A 21,657-nucleotide genomic window follows, 5' to 3' on the forward strand; every position below is an offset into this window, starting at 1 on the left:
CCAAAATCGGCGCGCTTGGCCCGGTACAATGCGCGCCGCGCGCACCGAGCCAGCACGTGCTCAGTCGTCGGTACGCAGGTTGACGACGCCGCCCACCGTCTCGATTTCCTGCACCCGGCCGTCGCGCACCTGCAGCGCCGCGCGCTTGCCCGGCGCCAGATGCAGCACGACCGGCTGCGGGTCCGATTCGTCCGAGTTCATCCGGTCGGCCTTCAGGTCGCCCGTCGCGTCGAAGCGGCCGATCCACACGCCGGTGATGTTCGTGCCGTCGTTCGACTCTTCGATCTCGAGCGTATCGCCGTCCCGGTCGCCCGCGAGCAGCACGACTTCGCCCGTGTCGGCGAACTGGTATTCGCCGTGCACGCCTTCCTCGTCCGTCTTCGGGCCGAGATGCACGACGATCGGCCGATCGCCGAGCGTGCCTTCGTAGCGCGGCAGGCCGGCGAACTCGGGATTCGGCTTCAGCGGCCGCGCGGGCGCCGGTTCATCCTGCTGCACGGCCGGTGCGACCGCCTGCGCGGCGACCACCGTCGGCATCGCGATGCCCGCTGCCAGCGCACCCGCGACGACGAGCGCCCGTTGCCATTCCGAATATCGACCCACCTTGTGTTACTCCTTGCTTCAGATTCGCCCGACCATCGCGGACCGTGCCGGGCCGCGACCCGGTTCCTGCATGACCACGCAAGCCTGCGCCGCGAATGCGCGGGCAGGCGCGTGTCGCGTCAGCCCTGCATCAGGCGTTCCACCGCGTCGCGATGCGGAATCGGCGCGACCGCACCGTAACCGGTCGTCGACAGCGCCGCCGCCGCGTTCGCATAACGCGCGGCCGCGAACGGATCGTCGCCCGCGACGATCCGCGCGACGAACGCGCCGCCGAAACAGTCGCCCGCGCCGGTCGCGTCGACGGCCTCGACCGCGAAGCCCGGCACGACGCGCCGTTCGTGCGGCGTCGCGACATACGCGCCTTCCTTGCCGAGTTTCAACGCGACGACCTGCGGCCCGTGTTCGAGCATCGCGTCGACGATCGCGTCGCGATCGTTCGCGCCCGTGAGCGCCGTGACGTCGTCCCAGCTCGGCAGGCAGATGTCCGTCTGCCGCAGCGCCTCGCGCATCACCGCACGGGCACGCGGCAGCGGCCACAGCTTCAGGCGCAGGTTCGTGTCGAAGCTGACCTTCGCGCCGCTGCGACGCGCATGGTCGATCGCCGCGAACGCCGCGTCGCACGCGGCCGTGCTGATCGCGAGACTGATGCCCGACAGGTGCACGGCCTTCGCGGCCGCGAGCGCGTCGAGCGGCAGGTCGGCCGTCGCGTAGCGGCTCGCCGCCGACCCCGCGCGCAGATAGTCGAACTGATGGCCGTCGGCGCCGTGCGTGACGAAATACACGCCGGTCGGTGCCGAGCGGTCGATCCGCACGTACGTCGTGTCGACCTGCTCCGACGCCCACATGTCGGCCAGCAGGCGGCCGAACGGATCGTCGCCGATCGCCGACACGAAGCCCGTCGATGCGCGCTGGCGCGCCGCCGCGATGCAGAAGTTCGACGTGTCGCCGCCGAAGCCCTGCAGGAATTCAGGACGCCCCGGCTGCGACTGGTTGAATTCGATCATCGCCTCGCCGAGCGCGAGGATCTCCGGGAATGCGGCGGCCATCGCTTACACCTCGCCCCACAGATCGTGGCCGTCGGCGCCCGTGATCTTCACGGACACGAAATCGCCGACCTTGTAGCGCTTCGATGCCTTCGCCGCCGGCTCGACGTAGACGACGCCGTCGATCTCCGGCGCATCGGCTGCCGTACGGCCGATGCCGCCTTCCGCGCTGACTTCGTCGATCAACACCTTGAGCGTCTTGCCGACCTTGCGCTGCATGCGCTTCGCCGACACTTCCTCCGCCACTTCCATGAAACGCGCGCGACGTTCCTCGCGAACCTCGTCCGGCAGCGCGCCATCCAGGTCGTTCGCGGTCGCGCCTTCGACCGGCGAATACGCGAAACAGCCGACGCGATCGAGTTCCGCTTCGCGGATGAAGTCGAGCAGCGTTTCGAACTGTGCTTCCGTCTCGCCGGGGAAGCCGGCGATGAAGGTGCTGCGGATCGTCAGGTCCGGGCAGATCTCGCGCCACTTCTGCACGCGCTCGAGCACCTTCTCGGCGTTCGCCGGCCGCTTCATGCGCTTCAGCACGTCCGGATGCGCGTGCTGGAACGGCACGTCGAGATACGGCAGCACGTGGCCCTTGAACGGGCCTTCGGCCATCAGCGGGATCACCTCGTCGACGCTCGGATACGGATACACGTAGTGCAGGCGCACCCACGCGCCGTACTGCGCGGCGAGTTCGCCGAGCGCGGCGACCAGGTCGGTCATCCGCGTCTTGATCGGCTTGCCGTTCCAGAAGCCGGTGCGGTACTTCACGTCGACGCCGTATGCGCTCGTGTCCTGCGAGATCACGAGCAGTTCCTTCACGCCCGACTTGAACAGGTTCTCGGCTTCCAGCATCACTTCGGCGACCGGCCGCGACACGAGGTCGCCGCGCATCGACGGGATGATGCAGAACGTGCAACGGTGGTTGCAGCCTTCGGAGATCTTCAGGTACGCGTAGTGACGCGGCGTGAGCTTGATGCCGGCCGCGGGCACGAGATCGACGAACGGGTCGTGCGGCTTCGGCAGGTGCGAATGCACGGCCTGCATCACCTCGCCCACCGCGTGGGGGCCGGTGACGGCGAGCACCTTCGGGTGGACTTCCTCGATCAGGTTCGAGCCGCTCGCGCTCGACTTCGCGCCGAGGCAGCCGGTGACGATCACCTTGCCGTTCTCGGTCAGCGCTTCGCCGATCGCGTCGAGGCTTTCCTGCACGGCTTCGTCGATGAAGCCGCAGGTGTTCACGACGACGAGGTCGGCGCCGTCGTAGCTGCCGGAGATTTCATAACCTTCGGCGCGCAGCTGCGTGATGATTTGTTCGGAATCGACGAGCGCCTTCGGGCACCCGAGGGATACGAACCCTACTTTGGGGGATTGGGACATCTGGAATGGGGGGCGTGGCAGCAAAAGCGTGAGTTTACAGCGATTTAGGGTCCAGCGAGCCAAAATGAGCGGTTGGCGGCAGCACCCATCGGCAGTTCGAGCACGCTGCCCGCTGGGGGCCGACAACGAGATGGAGTTTTATATGACCCTATCACTTCGGGGAATCGGACACGAAGAGCAAGCGCGTGAAGGCGGCGACCCGCCGGCACTGCCAGAGCTGGATCGCGGGGACGTGGCGCGCGCCGATCCGCGTCAGAGGAGATCCGCATGGGGTAGAGCCGACAGTGGCGTCGGTCGCGCGCGCGAAATCCAGCCTGGGCCTTTCGCGAAGCTGCTCGGCGTGGGGTTGCGCACGTTCCGGCAGTACGAGCAGAGAGACCGCAACCTAACCGAACCTTCAGCGGTTTGATGTCTATGGGTGTCGGTGCAGTCGTCAGGGCATGGCTCCGCGCGAAATCGACAAGATCTTTCGTGCGCGGCTGCTCCGCTCGCGTCAGGCCCCGCGTCAGGGCTCAACCCTGATCAGCGGGGTTGTAACTCCAGATCACGAGTCCCCAATTCGTCGACTTGATGTCGGGAAATTTCTCCCCCTCCTTAAAATAGCGCCGCCCCTGTTCACTCCCGAGTGCCGGGCTAGTCCACCATCCACTCTGCGGTACCACGTCGCCGGGCCGGCCCTTCAGTCTCGACGAGGCGACCTTCTGGGCAGGCTCGCTCGAACCGATCACAACGGGACACCATTCGATGGCGCGCCCATTCTCCGCACTGCCCGCGGCAACCGCACGGCGGGCTTCCGGTATATCGTCGAACCGAGTCCGGTAGGTCGTCTCACCCTGCAGCACGTCACCGAATGTGCCACCAAGAAAGCGCACACCCGTCAGGTCCGCGCCCCTGAAGTCAACACCGCTCAGATCGCAATTCTCGAACGTGGCATCGATCAGCCGTGCGCCATCGAGCCGGGTTGCCGTCAGTCTGCACTCGACGAAACGGGCCGCCACGAAAGCGCATCGCGTCGTCGTGTTCCAGCGCCATTCGCTCTGCTCAGCGAGCATGCCGGAAAAATTGCATTCGATGAGCTCCGAAAAATTCAAACTGCTGTCGGACAGCGTCACGCCGGAGAGATCGCTATTGCTCAACTTGGCATACTCGATGAACGATTGCCGGAATCGAGCATGGCGAAAATCAGCACCGTTTCCGTAGACAGGCAGCATCTGTGCCAAATGAAACCCGCATTCCTTGAAAGAGACACCGTCCAGGATCGCGTGTTGAAACCCTACTTCCTCGAACTGCGAGGCATCGAACACAGCAAAGCCGAGATGGCTGTAGCTCAGGTCCAGGTTCTCGAGTTTGCCGCCCGGCAACGGCGCCCCGCGCAGGTCGATCGTCGGCGAGCCATCCAGCATATGTGGCAGGGAGTCGCACAAAGGCACCCATTCATCCTCTGGCAACGCTTCCTTGATTGCGTCGAGCAGTTCTTTGTACTTCCCGATTTTCCATCGATCGCGCAATTCCCGCACGTCGGTGTCGTTCGTCAACATGCAATTTCTCCGGGCAAATATGTGATTACCGTGGCAGTTTACGCGCCATCAATCTTCCGCTTCGGCTCATCACCACTTCATACACCGCCTCCACCTGTTCCGGCTTGACTCTTCCCGGCACTGCAATTTCCACCTCGCCGTGCACGGCGTTACCGCCGAAACTGCCGTCGGGCTTACGCACCCGCCCCTCGAGTACGGCATTCACGTCGTAGCCCTTCACGTTCTTCAGTTCGATCACAAATCCGCCTTCGTCGGCCCACAAGATCGCGCCGGCCTGACCGTCGGGCGTCATCATCATGACCGTTGTGCCGCGAAACGCGCGATCGTGTGCGCCGCCGGCGTGTTCAACCAGATCGATATTGTTGCCTCGTCCCGGCAGACCTTCCGTATATATCTTTGCCGCGACCTCCTTGGCCGACAGCTGCGTATCGACGCCGAGCGTGGCTCGGTCGGCCCCGTGATACAACTTGTCGTAAAGCAGAGGCTTGATCTTGACACCGTTTACCACTGCATACTGCTCACCCGGCGTATGCACCTCCTCGATCTTCACATTCGGCTGACCAGTCGGCGGCGGCGGCACGTTCGGCTTCTCTTTGCGGGCCGGCGCGGAACCCGTCCTCGCGCTTCCATTGGTGCCGTCGGCACCGTGCGCCGCCGGATCACGAAGCGTCGCCCCTGGCGTGTCGTGGATCTCCTGCTTGGGCGGCGCGACGGCTTGTGGCTTCGTCGCTGTCACCCCTGCGGAGACCACGTGGCTGTCCTTTGGTGCCTCCTGCGCCAGCAACCGGTCGAGGCGCTGCTGCAACTCTGCCACGGCCCTCGGAATCTGCTGGATGCCTTCCTGCTGTACCGCGTAGAACCGCTGTTCCCACGTCGACAGCTTCTGGACCAGATTCTGGACCGACTCGAAATGATCCGCGATCTTGACATGAAACACTCGGGCTTCCAGAAGCTTGCCGCGTACTTCCTGCACGATGCCGATCAGCTTGCCCGTAGTCTGCTGAAGAATTTCGAGCAGCGACTTTTCATAGTTGGCAAACTTCACTCCCTTCAGAAACTCAAGAATGTTGCCTTTGATGAATTTGTTGAGAAAGCGGATCATTTCGGCTAGCTTTCCCGACTTCTCGATCAGCATCAGCATCACGGCGCGCAGCGCAGCCGCGAGTTCGTCACCCATGACGCCGGTGACCACCGCGCCGACGCCCGCGGCGACCGCACCGGCGGCGGCCATCACCAGCGGCAAGGCCAGGGCGATTAAGCACGCGCACAGCAGAATCCACTCGGACACTTCCTTGCGCCGCTCAGGGTGCGTGGAAAGACGGACTATGATGGCGACCGCATCGCGCGCGCTCGTGACGATAATGACGCCCGGCACGAAGTTCGCGAGCATTTCGGCAACGATCACGGAGAACGGTCGGTCTGGAACGAACTCGCCCAGCAGGAAATCCTTCAGCCAGTTGAAGGTGGTCGCCGCGTCGCCGAGCACTTCCTTCCAGATTGCGTCCAACAGGCCGCTGCTTGACGATTCGCTCATACTGTCCCGCTCCGATCAGGATCGTTGGAATTGCCTGCGTCGGCCACAGGCTTGGCCGTAACCTTTATCGACTGAAACAGACTCCAGTCGGAATCAGTCTTGATACCAACCTCCGACTTGGGTGGACTCTTGTCCGTCAGGTATTGGACTTTCGCGCTGGTGCCGGCAGGTACGCCACTGATCTTCGCGTAACCATCCGCATCCAGTACGCCGTGTTTGACAGAGCCGTCACTGAGCGTCGTTTTGTATTCCACGCCGGGACTGGGGCGCCCGTAGGGATCGACCAGGCGGAATTCCAAGTCGGTCGGGGCCGCTACGCCCTGGGGCAAGTGCGGCATGACGAAATTTGTGCTCGCTGGCCCCGCGAACGTATGTGACGCGCCCTTGATATCGATTTTTCCGGGAGCATGAACTTCGACATTTCCATCTTTGATCAGGATGTAGGCGCCACCGCTCGTCAGCAGAATTCCTTGGTCGGCCGCGATCTCGATCCGGTCCGTCGCCGATACAACCTTCACTGCTTTCTGCGCGGTCACCTCGATGTTGTCCGACTGCGCCTGGATCTCGACCTTGCCCTTGCCCGCAAACAGTTTTATTCCCGCGTTCTGCACGAAGAGGCTCAGTTTTTGCCCGACGCTCGCCAGTAGCGATTTGCCTATGGCGATGTGGGTACTCTGCCCGCTAACCAAGTTGACATGCTGGTCCGCACTCACGTGAACGGATTGATGTGTCGAGAGGCCGATGCTGGCCGGGCTGCCGAACAACATCACCGACTCTTTGAATGCACTCGCCGAGCCAGTGCCACCGCCCGCCGTGCGCCCGCCCGACGTTGCGCCCGACACACTGTCCTGAGTCGCATCGGTGAACGCACGCATGGCATCGCGGCCCGGTTTAAGCGATTCCGCCTGGTGCAGTTCGCTGGTGCCCGACAGCGATTCGAGCAGGCTTTCCGCGTTCACAAGTTGCTGCTGCGTCTCACACACGTCGAGCGGCTGGCTCGTCGGCGATTTCGGATGCGTGGTCACGTATAGGCCACGGGTCGCGCGCACCGCACCATACGCGTCCGTGCGCAAGTCGAAGCCACTGCCGAGGTAGGCCCCGCGCGTGTTGCCCTCCTGATCGATTAGGTAACCCAGGTGCAGAATGCTGTTGCTAGAACTGCTCATCAACCGCACACGATTCTGCGAAGTGGCATCGTCCAGCGCCAGTTCGTTGAAACCGCTGCCGGCATACTCCTTCGAGCGGTACCCGGACAGAAGCCCGTTGCTGTGCCACTGCGGCTGGGTCACCCCGTTGTAAACGCGGCCCACGACCAGGGGCCGATCGCAATCACCGCCGACGTGATCGATCAGCACTTCTTCGCCGATCCGTGGGACATGGACACCCCCGTAACCGCCCCCGGTGTCGGACTGAACGACGCGCACCCAGCACGACGCGCTCTCGTCACCCTCGTTCACGCGATCCCAGACGAAGTGAACGCGGATCCGGTTCAACTCGTCGGTGTAAACCTCCTCGCCCGATGGGCCAACGACGACGGCCGTCTCCAGATGCATCTTCGGCTTCTCGTGCTCAAACAGGCTGCGGTACGGCACACTCGCGCGTTGCGCTTCGACCTCGACGAGGTAAAAGCCGACGGAACCGTCGGCATGCGGCACCTGCAACGACGCATCGCCCGGGTGACTAGCTCGTGCGTCGGCGATATCGTCATGCAGGCTATACGGAAAATTCGACTCAAGAGTGATCGGCAGGTTGTTCTCGATCCACCAGGATGACTTGATCGTCGCGAACTCGCGCTGATCGACAGGATCGGTGTCGTGCACCGGATGGTCTGTCAGCACGAAACGCCGGCCCGCTTCAATTGCACGGAGTCCTCCTATACCGTGAAAGCGCTTCGCGCGCGACTCCCATTCCTCCATCCGAAAGCGAGATTGTGCGTCTCCGCGCTGCTGTTGCAGGTACGTGTATGCACCCGTGTATTCGTAGACTTCGAGTTGGTCCGGGACATTGCCTTGGCTCTCGATTGTCGGCACCGTCGTGCCCTTGGGGTTCGAGGGATCGGACGGGTTCTTGTAGTCGAAGGTTCGAGTAGTAAGGGTGACGCTTTGGAGCGTGCGCGTACCGGCCCACTGCGTGAGCGCGTCGACCTCGGTCTTTGCGCCCCCGCGGTAAAACGAAATGCTCTTGGGCGACAGGTCCGGAAACGTATCCGGTCTATCGGTGATCACCAAGGTGTGCGATTTTCCGTCGTCGGCCTGCTCCCAGTAGCCGAACAGCCCCTCGCTCTCGAGCAGACGGTGCACGAAGTTCCAGTCGGTCTCGCTCTGCCGGGTGTATGAGCGGTTTGGTAACGACTGGGATAGCGTGAATCGAAACCGGCCACGAGCCTCGGGGTGCTGTTTCAGGACATCGGAAACGATGTCCTCGACCGTCTTGTCGATCCAGATCCTTTGGTCCCGCCGGAACTTCAGTATGTGCATCCACGCTTGCAGCGTGATTTGATACGTTGTGAGACCACCGTCGGCGCCCAGCCGGCGCGCGGTATAAACATAACCGTTGATTGGGCGATAGTCGCCACTCGCTTGCTGGATCCACAGGGTAACCGGTTGGGCGATGAGCCTCTTCAGCTCGATCGCGCTGTCAGTCGACACCACGTCCAGCGTAAAAATGTAGTCCCGGCCGACCGTCGAATGACCGATGGCCCGCTGCACCACAAGGGAGTTCGGTCCCAGAGGCGTATCGAGTTTCAACAACCGGCCCTGCTGAATCAGGCCACCGCGCAATGCAGCAGCCAAGTTCTGCACGTTCATTGTTAGCCTTTCATTATTATTACAGCGCTCTCGGATAGCGTCTGATTAATGCTTGCTCAATTTTACCCGAGCCAAGGACGACCTTCATGTCGCGAGGTACCGTTGTGGGAGGGAACCAGTATCGAAGCCCATGAAATCGAGAACGGGTTAAATGCGGTCGGTTATTCCAAGCCCCGCTCGACCGCCATGAGCAGCCGATGCCAGCATACAGCCAGCGCCTCAACACTTCGCCAAACGGCCCGAGCCGCAACTCGATCACCGGCGCGCGCCTAGGCAAGCGCCAGTGCGGCCCCTTTCTCGGCAACCGGATGAAGTGACGGGGATCCAGCCGCACGCGTCGCTTCCCGACAATTCCGCCGGATCCGCCCTGTCGCTATGCGAAAATCGCAGCGTCCACTCTCTTCCATCTCTTCCATTACCCAACGGGACTCGCATGACCACCCACCTCACGATCGAATTCACCGAACACGCCGCAGAAGCCATCGGTGAGCAGACCAACACCAGCTTCTCCTACGACCAGGGCGCGCATGTCCCGCAGCCGGGCGACTTCGTCGAGCTCGAAAATTCGCGGCAGACGTTTCTCGTGATCGGCCGCGTGTTTTCGCTCAAGGCCAACTACAGCGCGGTCAAGCTCGTTCTCGATCTACCCCCGTCGGATGGCGAAGACTGACTCGATCCGACGCTTATCGCTGCCGTCGGGCACCGTTTGAACCGGACCGCATCGTCGCCATCGCCGATCGGCCACAGCTCCGTACGGAGTTGCGGCCGACCGGTTGTCGGCGCAGGCGCGTGACTATCGCTATCGCCGCCCCCCACGCACCTCACCCAGCCTGCGCGCCATCGTCATCGCACCCGGCGCCAGCGCCTCGCAGAGCGCCATCGGGCGAATCTTCCCGCCATCGGCCACAGTCATCGCGCGATACTGACAAACGCACCGGTGGCCCAATCCTCGCTCCGGCTGCAGACACGCGCACGATGCTGCACGTGTAGCGCACCGAAACACGGATACGAAACGTGTGCGCCCCGCGCATCGCCCGGAACGAAATCGCAGCTCGCTTCGAAGCCCGCCAACGGGCCGCCCGTCTATTCCGCGAGCACTGGCGCTCGGCCCGCGCCAGCGCGATCAGCCCTTTGCCCGTCCGATCGGCCCGCACGGCGGCACGCTCGCCGATGGCCTTGCGCATTTCAGCGGTGATCATTCAAAAAATCCGGCCGCGCAAATAAAAAATAGAGAAATAAATTAAAAAAAACCACAAACCAAACCACAACCAAAAATCGTCGATAAATTTATTTTGTTGCAACCGTCCAATTACCACCAGCCCTTATTCGACCTCACAACACACAATTCACAAGAATAGTTTGAAACGCTCAACAATCCACAAAAATCATTTCCAAATCCGCCACCCCCATTCAACGCCCGATTAATCTCCGATACATTTCACATCGATCAGACATCGGCACCTATTCGGCCAGCCAATACTGAACCGTGCATGACCCGCATCACAACCCCAGCAATCCACTCATTCACCAAGGAAAGACCATGAGAAAACTCGCGGCCACCCTCGTTTGCGCCATGACGCTTGCAGCATCCTCGTACGCGTCCGCGGAATCGCTTTGCAAGGCAGGCAAGATCGACAAGATCGAAACCGATACGAGCGGCAACCTCCTCGTATCCATCAACGATGGCATTTACTCGTTCAGCGCCAAGGAAGTTTTCCCGATCATCTACTCGGCATTTTCCGAAAACAGAAATCTCTTTATTTACGGAAATAACTGCGCGAACGGATCGGCGGCAAGCCGCTTCGCGGTTCGATAAGCCGGCCGAAAATCCGGCCATCGGCATCTTTTACAATCAGCGCTTTATCTGATATTCGGCCGACCGGGCTTTGCCGGTCGGCCTTGTTCGTTTTATTTGCACTGAGGCGCTACGGCACGACGACGCCCATGCACGCGCGTGCGATGTCGCCGTGCGAACAATCGTTCCGCGACGCGGCCCGTTGCCGTCCCGAATGGGTCGTCCCAAACGACCGTCCCGCACGATGCCGGCGCGACACTTTGCGCGTCCACGCCGGCTCGCCGCTTACTTCTTTTCGGGCTCCGGCGCGCCCGGCTGCTTGAACGGGAACGTGCTGAACATCGACTTCGCCTGGTTCTGCATCTGCTCCTGCATCTGCACGAACATGTTCTTCGACTGCTCGATGTAGCTCGTCATCATCCCTTGCATCATCGGCGCCTGCATGTTCATGAACTGCGACCAGACTTCCGGATTCATCGCGTTACCTTCGTAGAGGTTCTTCGATTGATCCGCGAGCTTGTTCTGGATGTCGATGAATGCCTGGATGTTCTTTTCCAGGTACGTGCCCATCATGCCCTGCATCGCATGACCGTAGAAACGGATGATCTGCGACAGCATCGACGACGAGAACATCGGCACGCCACCGCTTTCCTCTTCGAGGATGATCTGCAAGAGGATGCTGCGCGTCAGGTCTTCATTGGATTTCGCATCGACGACCTTGAAATCCTCCTGCTCCAGCACGAGTTGCTTCACGTCGGTCAGCGTAATGTACGTGCTTGTCTCGGTATCGTAGAGCCGGCGGTTCGGGTATTTCTTGATGAGCCGTTCGGCCGTCTTCTTTGTAGTAGTCATGTAACGCCTTTGAGTGCAGCGTAGCGCAAGTGACGAATCCCCGCCGCCCGAATCCGGGAGGCGGGGGCCTTCGGAAAACGCCCGGCTGCGCGGCCGTCCGGCTCGCGCAGCCCGGACGCTCAGCCCATGTGCAGGCCGCCGTTCAGCGAGAAGTCGGCGCCCGTCGCGAAGCCGGAATCGTTCGACGCGAGCCACGCGACGATCGAGCCGATTTCCTCCGGCCCGCCGAGACGCCGCACCGGAATCGTCGCGACGATCTTCTCCAGCACGTCCGGACGGATCGCCTTCACCATGTCGGTGCCGATGTAGCCCGGCGACACGGTGTTGACCGTCACGCCCTTCGTCGCGACTTCCTGCGCGAGCGACATCGTGAAGCCGTGAATGCCGGCCTTCGCGGTCGAGTAGTTGGTCTGGCCGAATTGCCCCTTCTGGCCGTTCACCGACGAAATGTTGATGATGCGGCCCCAGCCACGTTCGACCATCCCGTCGATCACCTGCTTCGTCACGTTGAACAGGCTCGTCAGGTTGGTGTCGATCACGGCCGTCCAGTCTTCATGCGTCATCTTGCGGAACACGACGTCGCGCGTGATGCCCGCATTGTTGACCAGCACGTCGATCTCGCCGACTTCGGCCTTGACCTTGTCGAACGCTTCCTTGGTCGAGTCCCAGTCGCCGACGTTGCCTTCCGACGCGATGAAGTCGTACCCGAGCGCCTTCTGGTCCTCGAGCCATTTCACCCGGCGCGGCGAGTTCGGGCCGCAACCTGCGACCACCTTGAAGCCGTCTTTCGACAGGCGCTGGCAGATGCTGGTGCCGATGCCGCCCATCCCGCCCGTTACGTACGCAATTCGCTGAGACATAAATCTCACTCCATTTTTTGGTTTCGAGAGCTGCCGGAGCCCCCTCTGACTTCACGTGACGCCGGCCGAAGCCGCAATCGGCCGGCGCACGAATTCGGTTCGCCAGTGGCGAACGGCCGGTGACGGAAGGCAGGTTACGGACGCTCGACCGCGAGCGCGACGCCCATCCCGCCGCCGATGCACAGCGACGCCAGCCCGCGCTTCGCGTCGCGCTTGACCATCTCGTGCAGCAGCGTCACCAGGATCCGGCAGCCCGACGCGCCGATCGGGTGGCCGATCGCGATCGCCCCGCCGTTCACGTTCACCTTCGACGTGTCCCAGCCCATCTGCTTGTGCACCGCCAGCGCCTGCGCCGCGAACGCTTCGTTGATCTCCATCAGGTCCAGGTCGCCCGGCGTCCAGCCCGCGCGCTCCAGCGCCCGGCGCGACGCCGGCACCGGCCCCATGCCCATCACGCTCGGATCCACGCCCGCGTTCGCATACGCCTTGATCCGCGCCAGCGGCGTCAGGCCCAGCGCCGCCGCCTTCTGCGCCGACATCACCAGCACCGCCGCCGCACCGTCGTTCAGCCCCGACGCGTTCGCCGCCGTCACCGAGCCGTCCTTCGCGAACGCCGGCTTCAGCCCGGCCAGCGACTCCGCCGTCACGCCGTGACGCACGAACTCGTCGGTCGCGAACTGCAGCGGCTCGCCCTTGCGTTGCGGGATCGACACCGGCACGATCTCGTCGTTGAAACGGCCCGCCTTCTGCGCGGCTTCCGCCTTGTTCTGCGACAGCGCCGCGAACGCATCCTGCTCTTCGCGCGTGATCCCGTATTCCTTCGCGACGTTCTCCGCCGTGATGCCCATGTGGTACTGGTTGTACACGTCCCACAGCCCGTCGACGATCATCGTGTCGACCAGCTTCGCGTCGCCCATCCGGAACCCGTCGCGCGAGCCCGGCAGCACGTGCGGCGCCGCGCTCATGTTCTCCTGGCCGCCCGCGATCACGATCTCCGCGTCGCCCGCGACGATCGCATTCGCCGCCAGCATCACGGCCTTCAGGCCCGAGCCGCACACCTTGTTGATCGTCATGCCCGGCACCGCGCTCGGCAGCCCCGCCTTGATCACCGACTGCCGCGCCGGGTTCTGCCCGGAGCCGGCCGTCAGCACCTGGCCCATGATCACTTCGCTGACCTGGTCGGGCTTCACGCCCGCACGCTCCAGCACCGCGCGGATCACCGTCGCGCCCAGTTCCGGCGCCGCAATCTTCGCGAGCGAGCCGCCGAATTTGCCGACCGCGGTCCGCGCGGCCGATACGATCACTACATCCGTCATTTCCCTTTCCTCCAGGCCCGCACGACACGGCGCATCGTTACCGGCCCTGTTAAAAAAACTGCGGTGCGCCGGACAGCGTGCGCCGCTGTCCGGTTTTCGTCAATCGCGCTGCAATACGTAGCGCCCGGGCGCCGGCTCGATCACCGGGAATTGCGCGGAACCCGGCTGGGCCGGCGGCGCGACCTTGCGGCCGCCGTACGCGTCGAGCCACTCGACCCACGTCGTCCACCAGCTTCCCGGCTGCTCGGTCGCCGCGGCGAACCAGTCGTCCGCGGATTCGGGCAGGTCGCCATCGTTGACCCAGTAGCTGCGCTTCTTCTTCGCCGGCGGATTGATCACGCCCGCGATGTGTCCCGACGCGCCGAGCACGAACTTCAGCGGCCCCGACAGGATCGACGTCGACGCGTAGGCCGTCTGCCACGGCACGATGTGATCCTCGCGCGAACCGTAGATGAAGGTCGGCACGTCGATCAGTGACAGGTCGACCGATTCGCCGCATACGGTCAGCGCGCCCGGTTCGCGCAGCTTGTTTTCGAGATAGGTATGGCGCAGGTACCACGCGTACATCGGGCCCGGCAGGCTCGTCGAGTCGCTGTTCCAGTACAGCAGGTCGAACGGCGCGGGCGTGCGGCCCTTCAGGTAGTTGTCGACGACGTAGTTCCACACGAGATCGTTCGGCCGCAGGAACGAGAACGTGTTCGCGAACTCGACGCCGCGCATCAGCCCCGGTTGCGCCCCGTTCTTGCCGCCGATGGTCTGCTCGCGCATCTGCACGTGCGCCTCGTCGACGAACACGTCGAGGATGCCCGTATCGGTGAAGTCGAGCATCGCGGTGAGCAGCGTCATCGATGCGGCCGGATGTTCGCCGCGCGCGGCGAGCACCGCGAGCGCGGTCGCGAGCATCGTGCCGCCGACGCAGAAGCCGAGCGTGTTGATCTGTTCGCGGCCGCTGACCTGCTGCACCGCGTCGATCGCCGCGAGCAGCCCTTCGTTCATGTAGTCGTCCCACGTCTTGTGCGCGACCGATGCGTCCGCATTGCGCCACGACACGAGGAACACCTGATGGCCGCTCGACAGCGCGTGCGCGACGAGCGAATTCTCGGGTTGCAGGTCGAGGATGTAGAACTTGTTGATGCACGGCGGGACGATCAGCAGCGGCCGCTCGAACACCTTGTCCGTCTTCGGCGTGTACTGGATCAGCTGGATCAGGTCGTTCTCGTACACGACCGCGCCTTCGGTACACCCGAGGTTCTTGCCGACCACGAACTGCGATTCGTCGGTCTGCGAAATCTTGCCGCGCTGCAAGTCGCCGAGCAGATTCATCATCCCCTGCCGCAGGCTTTCGCCGTGCGTTTCGAGGATCGATTTCTGTGCGTCGGGATTGAGTGCGAGGAAGTTGCTCGGCGCGGCGGCGGCCGTCCATTGCTGGACCGTGAAACGGATGCGCTCGCGCGTCTTCGGATCGGTCTGCAGCGCGTCGGCCAGTTCTTGCAGATAGCGCGCGTTGAGCAGATACCAGGCGGCCGCGAACGCATGCGCGGGCGACGCCTTCCACGCGTCGCCGCTGAAGCGGCGGTCTTTCAATTCCGGCGACTCGATCTTCGCGGCGGCCGCCTGCTGCATCAGCGTCATGCAGTCGCGCGCGTAATCGGCCTGCAATGCCTGGAGCCGTTCGGGCGGAATCGCGGCCACCGGCAGCTTCAGCCCCGCGAACGGCGACGCCATCGCGCCGAAGTCGGGCATCGACGGCATCTGGAACGGAAACGACGTCGGAAACTGGAATGTCGCGAATGGATTGACCGAGGCCGATACCGTCGCGGCACGCGCCGGATCGGCAAAACCGCGCCACGCGTTCAACCACGACTCGAACATCTGCTGCATCGGCTGGGCGGCCGGATCGACACCGGCGCTGCCCGCGGAAGTGCCCGCATGCGCGGACGTCGACGAATTTTTCGATGCTGTCATTACCTGCCTTACCGGTGATTCGTGAGCGTCAATCGTGAAATCCTGCTCGCGCGCGGCGTGCCGGCTGCGAGCCGGGCCGTCATGCTCTGGAGAGGCGTCTCCAGATTCTGCCGCAGTGCGGTATTTTTATCATTATCGTTTTCCCCATGTGAAGCGCGAGATCAAACCACTGAACATTTCTGCACGGAGATAATCCACGCGCAACAGACGGGACAAGGGTTCCGGCGAAACATAAAACATTTTTTCCGGCTTGACCTCGGGATTTTTCATTCAGTCGCGCATGCAACGCCGCATTGCCGCCTCAATATCGAGATAACCCGATTTCGCGGCGCAACAAAACCACGCGCGCATGCGCATGCCATCAATCGGCCAGCCAGATTGCCGCGGCCATGCGGCCCGTCACGCGGTCGCGCCGGTACGAATAGAAGCGCGCGCGTTCGGCGACCGTGCACGCCGTCCCGCCGCTCACGTGCGCCACGCCCACACGCGCGAGGCGCAGGCGCGCAAGCGCGTAGAGGTCGGCCAGAAACTTGCCGGGCGCGCCGTCGATCGCGACGAACGCATGACGGGTTTCATCATGCTCCGACTGCGGAGCCGTGTCGAGAAACGCGTCGCGCACGTCGGCGCCGACCTCGAACGCCTGCGGGCCGATCGCCGGACCGAGATACGCATGCAGCGCGTCGATCGCGCCGCCCGCGAGCGCCGCGACGCGCGCGGCCGTCTGCTCGACGATGCCCGCCGCAAGCCCGCGCCAGCCTGCATGCGCGGCGCCGACCGCGCGGCCCTGCACGTCGCACAGCAGCACGGGCAGGCAATCGGCCACCATCACCACGCAGACGGCGCCTGGTCGGTTCGTGACGCTCGCGTCGGCCCGCACCGGCGCCGTTGCAGCGGGCGCCGCGGCGATCACCTCGTCCGCCTGCACGATCTGCGCGCCGTGAACCTGCTCGAGCCACGCGGCGCCCGACTGGCCCGCGAGGGCGAGCACGCGCGCGCGATTGACGGCGACATGGTCGGGATCGTCACCGGTATGCAGGCCGAGATTCATTCCGCCCGGCAGCGCGGCACCGTCCCGCCAACGCCCGTACGGGCCTTCGCTCACACCGCCGTCGCGCGTCGTGATCAGCGCGCGCACGCGCGGCGATACCCGCCAGTCGGGCCGCACGCAGTCCTGCCACGTCAACGGCGCCAGGTTCGTCATCGACACTCATTCCTCCTCATCGTCCAGGTACGGCTCGTCGTCGCGATACTCGCCGCCGAAATCGTCATCGTCGTAGACGCCGTCGTCGTCGTCGAATTCCTCGTCGCCCTGCCCGAAGCCGAGCGCCGCGACCAGTGCGTTCATGTCGTCCGGCAGCGGGCAGCGCCACTGCATCGCCTTGCCCGTGACCGGATGCACGAGGCCGAGCCGCCACGCATGCAGCGCCTGTCGCGCGAACCCGTCCGGCAGCGGCGCGACCGAGCGCTTGCCGCGCGCGCGCCCGTAGACGGGATCGCCGAGCAGCGGGTGCCCGGCGTGCGCGCAGTGCACGCGGATCTGGTGCGTGCGGCCGGTCTCGAGATCGCACTGAATCGCCGATACCGGCTGACGTTGCCACAGGCATGTGTCAACCGTTCGGAAATGCGTACGCGCGGGCTTGCCCGACGCGCCGGTGACGACAGCCATGCGCGTGCGCTCGCGCGGGTCGCGGCCGATCGGCGCGTCGATCGTGCCCTCCTCGGGCATCGTGCCCCACACCAGCGCGAAATAACGGCGCTTCACCGTGCGGGCCTGCAGTTGGCGCACGAGATCCGTCTGCGCGGCCAGCGTGCGGGCGACCACCATCAGGCCGGAGGTTTCCTTGTCGAGCCGGTGGACGATCCCCGCGCGCGGCAGGCCGGCCGCCGCGTCGCCGTAACGATGCAGCAGACCGTTGAGGATCGTGCCGCTCCAGTTGCCGGCGGCCGGATGGACGACGAGGCCGGCCGGCTTGTTGATGACGACGAGCGCGTCGTCCTCGTAGATCACGTCGAGCGGCACTGGCTCCGGCGTGAACGCGAGCTGCTCGGGCAGCAGATCGGGCACGAGCTGGATCTTCGCGCCCAGCGGCACCGGCTGGCGGATCTTCGCCGGCGCGCCGTCGACGAGCACGCGCTGCGCCTCGATCCAGCTCTGCAGGCGGCTGCGCGAGAATTCGGGGAACAGTTGGGCAAGCGCCTTGTCGAGGCGTTCGCCCGCGAGCGACAGCGGCACTTCGACGATACGCGGCGCGTCGTCGCGCGCCGCGGACGGCACCACGGGCGGCGGCAATGCGTCGCCGGCCAGATCGTCATCGAGGGAATCCCCCGACGCAGCGTCGGCGGGCCGATCGCTTGGGCTATAATCTTCGCGATTTGGTGTGCCCGGCTGGGCATTCTGCGAACTTGAACGGGTCATTTAGACTGGGTCACCGAGACTTGAAGCTAGGACATGCGAGCATGATGAATTCGACCAAACGCACGGCCAGAACCGTCGCCGCCCGGGCTGCGGCGGTAGCGGCCGCGGCCCTCATCGCCGGCTGCCACGGCTTGCCGCAGAAGCAGGACGAGACGGCTACCTGGTCGAACAACAAATTATACTCAGAGGCCCAGGACGCACTGTCCGGCGGCGACTGGGGCAAGTGCGCGAAATATTTCGAATCGCTGCAAGGCCGCGATCCGTTCGGCCATTTCGCGCAACAGGCGCAGATCAACGTTGCATACTGCAACTGGAAGGACAACGAAGCGGCAGCCGCCGACCAGGCCGTCGATCGCTTCATCCAGCTCCACCCCGATCATCCGGACATCCCGTACGCGTACTACCTGAAGGGGATGATCCACTTCAACGACGATCTCGGCCTGTTCGGGCGCTTCTCCGGCCAGGACATGAGCGAGCGCGATCCGCAGGCGCTGCGCGAATCGTACGATGCGTTCAAGGTCGTCGTCGACCGCTTCCCGAAGAGCAAGTACGCGCCCGACGCGGCTGCACGGATGCGCTACATCGTCAACGCGCTCGCATCGCACGAAGTGCACGCGGCCGACTACTACTACCGGCGTGGCGCGTATGTCGCGGCCATCAACCGCGCGCAGCTCGCGATCAAGGACTACAAGGGCGCCCCGGCGATCGAGGATGCGCTGCACATCATGATCCTGTCGTACGGCAAGCTGAACCAGCCGGAACTCGCCGAGGACACCAAGCGCGTGCTCGCCGGCACGTTCCCCGACAGCCCGTACGTGACCGGCCATTCGCGCCCCGGTACGAAGAAGTCGTGGTGGCAGTTCTGACGCACGGCGCGATGTAACACCCGTTGCGCACGCAAAAAACCCGGCCATCGAGCCGGGTTTTTTATTGGCGCCGCATTCGGGCGGCGTCGGGGCGTTCACGCGGCATGCGCCGCGCGTGCGGTCACGCACCCTTGTCGGAGCGGCGCTCGTCGAAGAAATCCTGCACGACCGCGATCTCGCGCGTGCGCTTGAACGGCGGCAGGCTTTGCCAGATCCGGCGCCCGTAAGGCTTGTCGACGAGCCGCGTGTCGCAGATCATCAGCACGCCGCGATCCGTCTCCGCACGAATCAGCCGGCCCGCGCCCTGCTTCAGCGTGATCACGGCCTGCGGCAACTGGTGCACGGCGAACGGGCTCAGCCCCTTCTTCGTCAATGCATCGAGCCGCGCGGCCAGCACCGGATCGTCCGGCGGCGCGAACGGCAGCTTGTCGATCACGACCAGCGACAACGCATCGCCGCGCACGTCGACGCCTTCCCAGAAACTCTGACTGCCGACCAGGATCGCATTGCCGTACGCGCGAAAGCGGTCGAGCAGCTCGGTGCGGCTGGCGTCGCCCTGCACGAGCAGCGGCGTGTTCCAGCCGCGCGATTCGATCACGTCGCGCAGCTTCGACGCGATCCGGTCGACCGCGCGCAGCGTCGTGCACAGCATGAACACGCCGCCGCCGGATGCGTCGATCGCCGGCAGCGCGGCATCGAAGACGGCATCGGTAAACGCCGGCGACGACGGCTGCGGCAGGTTGCGCGGCACATACAGCAGCCCCTGCGACTGGTAATCGAACGGGCTGGCGAGCGTCATCGAACGACGCGAACTGAGGCCCATCTGCGCCGCGTAGTGCGTGAAATCGCCGCGCACCGACAACGTGGCCGACGTAAACACCCATGCGCGCGGCACGCCCGCCCGCTGCTTCGCGAAAATCGGCGCGACCGACAGCGGCGTTTCGTGCAGCTGCACGGTATGCGCGAACACCTCGACCCAGCGCACCTTCTCGTTCGGATCGCCCTCGGCTGCCGCCTTGTCGCCGGCTGCCGCCGCATCGGCCTGCGCGGCTGCTTCCGTCGCGCCGGGCGCGACCCAGCCGGCCAGCAGGTCCTGCAGCTCGCGCGCGCGCCGCAGGCACGCACCGAGCGATTCCGCGCGCTCGGCCTGGCCCGCGAGCGCCGATGCGAGCGCATCGAGCGCAGCGTCGAGCGCGTCGAGCGCGCCGAACATCGGGTGATCGTCGCCGAGCTGCGCGAGCGACATGCGAACGATCTGGTCGTTCGCGAACGCGAGGCGCAAGTCGCGCGCCGCGCGCTCGAGATCGCCGCCGAGCTTCACCCATTCGACCGCGTCGCGCGCATGGCTCAGGCCTTCGGCCACCGTGTCGCGCGCGAGCTCGAGGATCTGCGTCGTCGACAGCGTCTCGCCGAAGAACAGCGTCGCCGTCTCCGGCAACTGGTGCGCTTCGTCGAAGATGATCGTGTTCGCGTTCGGCAGCAGTTCGGCCATCCCCGTGTCGCGCAGCATGATGTCCGCGAAGAACAGGTGATGGTTGACGACGACGACGTCGGCCTGCTGGGCCTCGCGCCGCGCCTGCATCACGAAGCATTCCTTGTAGTGCGGGCATTCCTGGCCAAGGCAGTTGTCGCGCGTCGACGTGACCATCGACCACACGGGCGCGTTTTCCGGCACGCTCGCGAGCTCGGCCTTGTCGCCGCTCTTCGTGATTTTCGCGAAGCGGACGATTTCCTGCAGATAAGCGGTGTCCTGCCGCGACGGCAGCCGGCCGTTGTCGGCCGTGCGCTGCAGGTAGTAGTGGCACAGGTAGTTGGCGCGGCCCTTGAGCATCGCGACCGTCACCGGCACCGCGAGCGCGTTGCGCACGGTGGGGATATCGCGCTGGAACAGCTGGTCCTGCAGGTGCTTCGTGCCGGTCGACACAATCACCTTGCCGCCCCACAGCATCGCGGGCACCAGATACGCATAGGTCTTGCCGGTACCCGTGCCGGCCTCGACGATCAGCGTGTTGTCGCCGGCGTCGCTGTCGGATTCGGTTGCCGCGGCATCCTCCGCGGCCGGCCCGCCCGGCTTGTCGGCGTCGCCCAGGCGGCGCGCCGGCCGCTTGCGGGTTTCGAAGATCTCGGGCTCGGGCATCCGGCGCGCCGACGCTTCCATCGCGGACGCGACCGCGCGCGCCATCTCGATCTGCGACGTACGCGGCCGATAGCCGTCGAGCGCGCGCGCCAGCAACCCGCCAACGCCAAAGATCGTGTCGAGTTCGTCGACGCGTTTGCGGCTCAGCTCGAAGGTGCCTTCGGGCGCACGAGCGCGCCCGGCGGACGTCGTGTCACGCCGGGCATCGGGGGTGGCTTCAAGCGGTGAATTCAAGGCAAGCGTTCCTGTGTCCAGCGCCCGGGCGGCGCCGGCGCTTGCCAGGCCGCGCTCAGGCGCGCTTATCCGGTTCGAGCTGCGATTGCAGCAAAATGATTTTGTCCTTGGCCGCCAGCTTTTCCTTCTTCAGCCGGTGCAGCGTGATGTCGTCGATGTCGGAGTGTCCTTCCTTCAGCTCGATCTCCCGAGCGAGCTGCTGGTGCTGCTCCTGCAATGCAGCCAAACGGTTGTGCAATTCCTGCTGCTGTTCCGTGTGACGGTTTTGCATACTTGCCTCCTCATCGAAGCAGCGCGACGACTGGCGTGCCGACGCGCCCGAG

17 protein-coding genes and 1 pseudogene are annotated in these 21,657 nt (G+C 64.4%); 4 read left to right on the forward strand and 14 right to left on the reverse strand.

Annotated features, from left to right (window positions below; all coding sequences use genetic code 11):
• Positions 1–60: 60 nt before the first annotated feature.
• The 3 genes from GJG85_RS09160 to rimO all read right to left on the reverse strand — a co-directional run bounded on the left by GJG85_RS09160 (position 61) and on the right by rimO (position 3,014).
• The gene (locus GJG85_RS09160; protein WP_050015551.1) at positions 61–603 is read right to left on the reverse strand and encodes a hypothetical protein; all 543 of its coding nucleotides are present in this window, start codon (positions 601–603) and stop codon (positions 61–63) included.
• 119 nt (positions 604–722) lie between these two features.
• Positions 723–1,649: a sugar kinase gene (locus GJG85_RS09165; RefSeq protein ID WP_050015553.1), complete on the reverse strand. Its 927-nt coding sequence runs from the start codon at positions 1,647–1,649 to the stop codon at positions 723–725.
• Between the two features lie 3 nt (positions 1,650–1,652).
• The gene (gene rimO / locus GJG85_RS09170) at positions 1,653–3,014 is read right to left on the reverse strand and encodes a 30S ribosomal protein S12 methylthiotransferase RimO (protein WP_050015555.1); all 1,362 of its coding nucleotides are present in this window, start codon (positions 3,012–3,014) and stop codon (positions 1,653–1,655) included.
• 5 nt (positions 3,015–3,019) lie between these two features.
• On the opposite strand from rimO, the pseudogene GJG85_RS34960 reads away from it, so the two are divergent.
• Positions 3,020–3,283, forward strand: a pseudogene (locus GJG85_RS34960) (hypothetical protein); the annotation flags it as partial.
• Between the two features lie 243 nt (positions 3,284–3,526).
• On the opposite strand, the gene GJG85_RS09175 reads toward GJG85_RS34960, so the two are convergent.
• The 3 genes from GJG85_RS09175 to GJG85_RS09185 are packed head-to-tail and all read right to left on the reverse strand — an operon-like array spanning position 3,527 to position 8,893.
• The gene (locus tag GJG85_RS09175) at positions 3,527–4,552 is read right to left on the reverse strand and encodes a pentapeptide repeat-containing protein (protein WP_050015557.1); all 1,026 of its coding nucleotides are present in this window, start codon (positions 4,550–4,552) and stop codon (positions 3,527–3,529) included.
• Between the two features lie 25 nt (positions 4,553–4,577).
• Positions 4,578–6,086 carry a hypothetical protein gene (locus tag GJG85_RS09180; protein WP_050015559.1) on the reverse strand — a complete coding sequence of 503 codons (1,509 nt, stop codon included), beginning with the start codon at positions 6,084–6,086 and terminating at the stop codon, positions 4,578–4,580.
• Positions 6,083–8,893: a type VI secretion system Vgr family protein gene (locus GJG85_RS09185; protein WP_204383267.1), complete on the reverse strand. Its 2,811-nt coding sequence runs from the start codon at positions 8,891–8,893 to the stop codon at positions 6,083–6,085. The genes GJG85_RS09180 and GJG85_RS09185 overlap by 4 nt, the downstream gene beginning before the upstream one ends.
• Before the next feature lie 433 nt (positions 8,894–9,326).
• Between GJG85_RS09185 and GJG85_RS09190 the strand changes: the two genes are divergently transcribed.
• Positions 9,327–9,563, forward strand: a complete 237-nt coding sequence (locus GJG85_RS09190) for a hypothetical protein (RefSeq protein ID WP_050014911.1) — start codon at positions 9,327–9,329, stop codon at positions 9,561–9,563.
• 870 nt (positions 9,564–10,433) lie between these two features.
• Positions 10,434–10,709, forward strand: a complete 276-nt coding sequence (locus tag GJG85_RS09195) for a hypothetical protein (RefSeq protein ID WP_050014909.1) — start codon at positions 10,434–10,436, stop codon at positions 10,707–10,709.
• Between the two features lie 264 nt (positions 10,710–10,973).
• Here the strand turns inward: GJG85_RS09195 and phaR are convergent, their stop codons facing one another.
• The 6 genes from phaR to GJG85_RS09225 form a co-directional block, all read right to left on the reverse strand.
• The gene (gene phaR, locus GJG85_RS09200; RefSeq protein WP_011549704.1) at positions 10,974–11,540 is read right to left on the reverse strand and encodes a polyhydroxyalkanoate synthesis repressor PhaR; all 567 of its coding nucleotides are present in this window, start codon (positions 11,538–11,540) and stop codon (positions 10,974–10,976) included.
• Between the two features lie 119 nt (positions 11,541–11,659).
• Entirely contained in the window at positions 11,660–12,400 is a 741-nt protein-coding gene (locus GJG85_RS09205) for a 3-ketoacyl-ACP reductase (protein ID WP_006491801.1), read from the reverse strand.
• Between the two features lie 134 nt (positions 12,401–12,534).
• Positions 12,535–13,716, reverse strand: coding sequence for an acetyl-CoA C-acetyltransferase (locus GJG85_RS09210; RefSeq protein ID WP_089488484.1), 1,182 nt, complete (start codon positions 13,714–13,716; stop codon positions 12,535–12,537).
• Positions 13,717–13,815: 99 nt separating this feature from the next.
• The gene (gene phaC / locus GJG85_RS09215; RefSeq protein ID WP_204383269.1) at positions 13,816–15,681 is read right to left on the reverse strand and encodes a class I poly(R)-hydroxyalkanoic acid synthase; all 1,866 of its coding nucleotides are present in this window, start codon (positions 15,679–15,681) and stop codon (positions 13,816–13,818) included.
• Positions 15,682–16,042: 361 nt separating this feature from the next.
• Positions 16,043–16,882, reverse strand: coding sequence for a peptidoglycan editing factor PgeF (gene pgeF / locus GJG85_RS09220; protein ID WP_089488655.1), 840 nt, complete (start codon positions 16,880–16,882; stop codon positions 16,043–16,045).
• Positions 16,883–16,888: 6 nt separating this feature from the next.
• A complete protein-coding gene (locus GJG85_RS09225; RefSeq protein ID WP_089488486.1) occupies positions 16,889–18,097 on the reverse strand; it encodes an RluA family pseudouridine synthase in 1,209 nt (402 codons plus the stop codon).
• Between the two features lie 41 nt (positions 18,098–18,138).
• On the opposite strand from GJG85_RS09225, the gene GJG85_RS09230 reads away from it, so the two are divergent.
• Positions 18,139–18,963, forward strand: coding sequence for an outer membrane protein assembly factor BamD (locus tag GJG85_RS09230; protein WP_046545840.1), 825 nt, complete (start codon positions 18,139–18,141; stop codon positions 18,961–18,963).
• A gap of 121 nt (positions 18,964–19,084) precedes the next feature.
• Here the strand turns inward: GJG85_RS09230 and GJG85_RS09235 are convergent, their stop codons facing one another.
• Together GJG85_RS09235 and GJG85_RS09240 are read right to left on the reverse strand one after the other, a co-directional pair.
• Complete coding sequence (locus tag GJG85_RS09235; protein WP_204383271.1) at positions 19,085–21,334, reverse strand: ATP-dependent DNA helicase; 2,250 nt, start codon at positions 21,332–21,334, stop codon at positions 19,085–19,087.
• Positions 21,335–21,389: 55 nt separating this feature from the next.
• Positions 21,390–21,605 carry a YdcH family protein gene (locus GJG85_RS09240; protein WP_006478692.1) on the reverse strand — a complete coding sequence of 72 codons (216 nt, stop codon included), beginning with the start codon at positions 21,603–21,605 and terminating at the stop codon, positions 21,390–21,392.
• Between the last annotated feature and the right edge of the window lie 52 nt (positions 21,606–21,657).

This window comes from Burkholderia sp. MS389, assembly GCF_016899425.1.
Lineage (GTDB): Bacteria > Pseudomonadota > Gammaproteobacteria > Burkholderiales > Burkholderiaceae > Burkholderia > Burkholderia sola.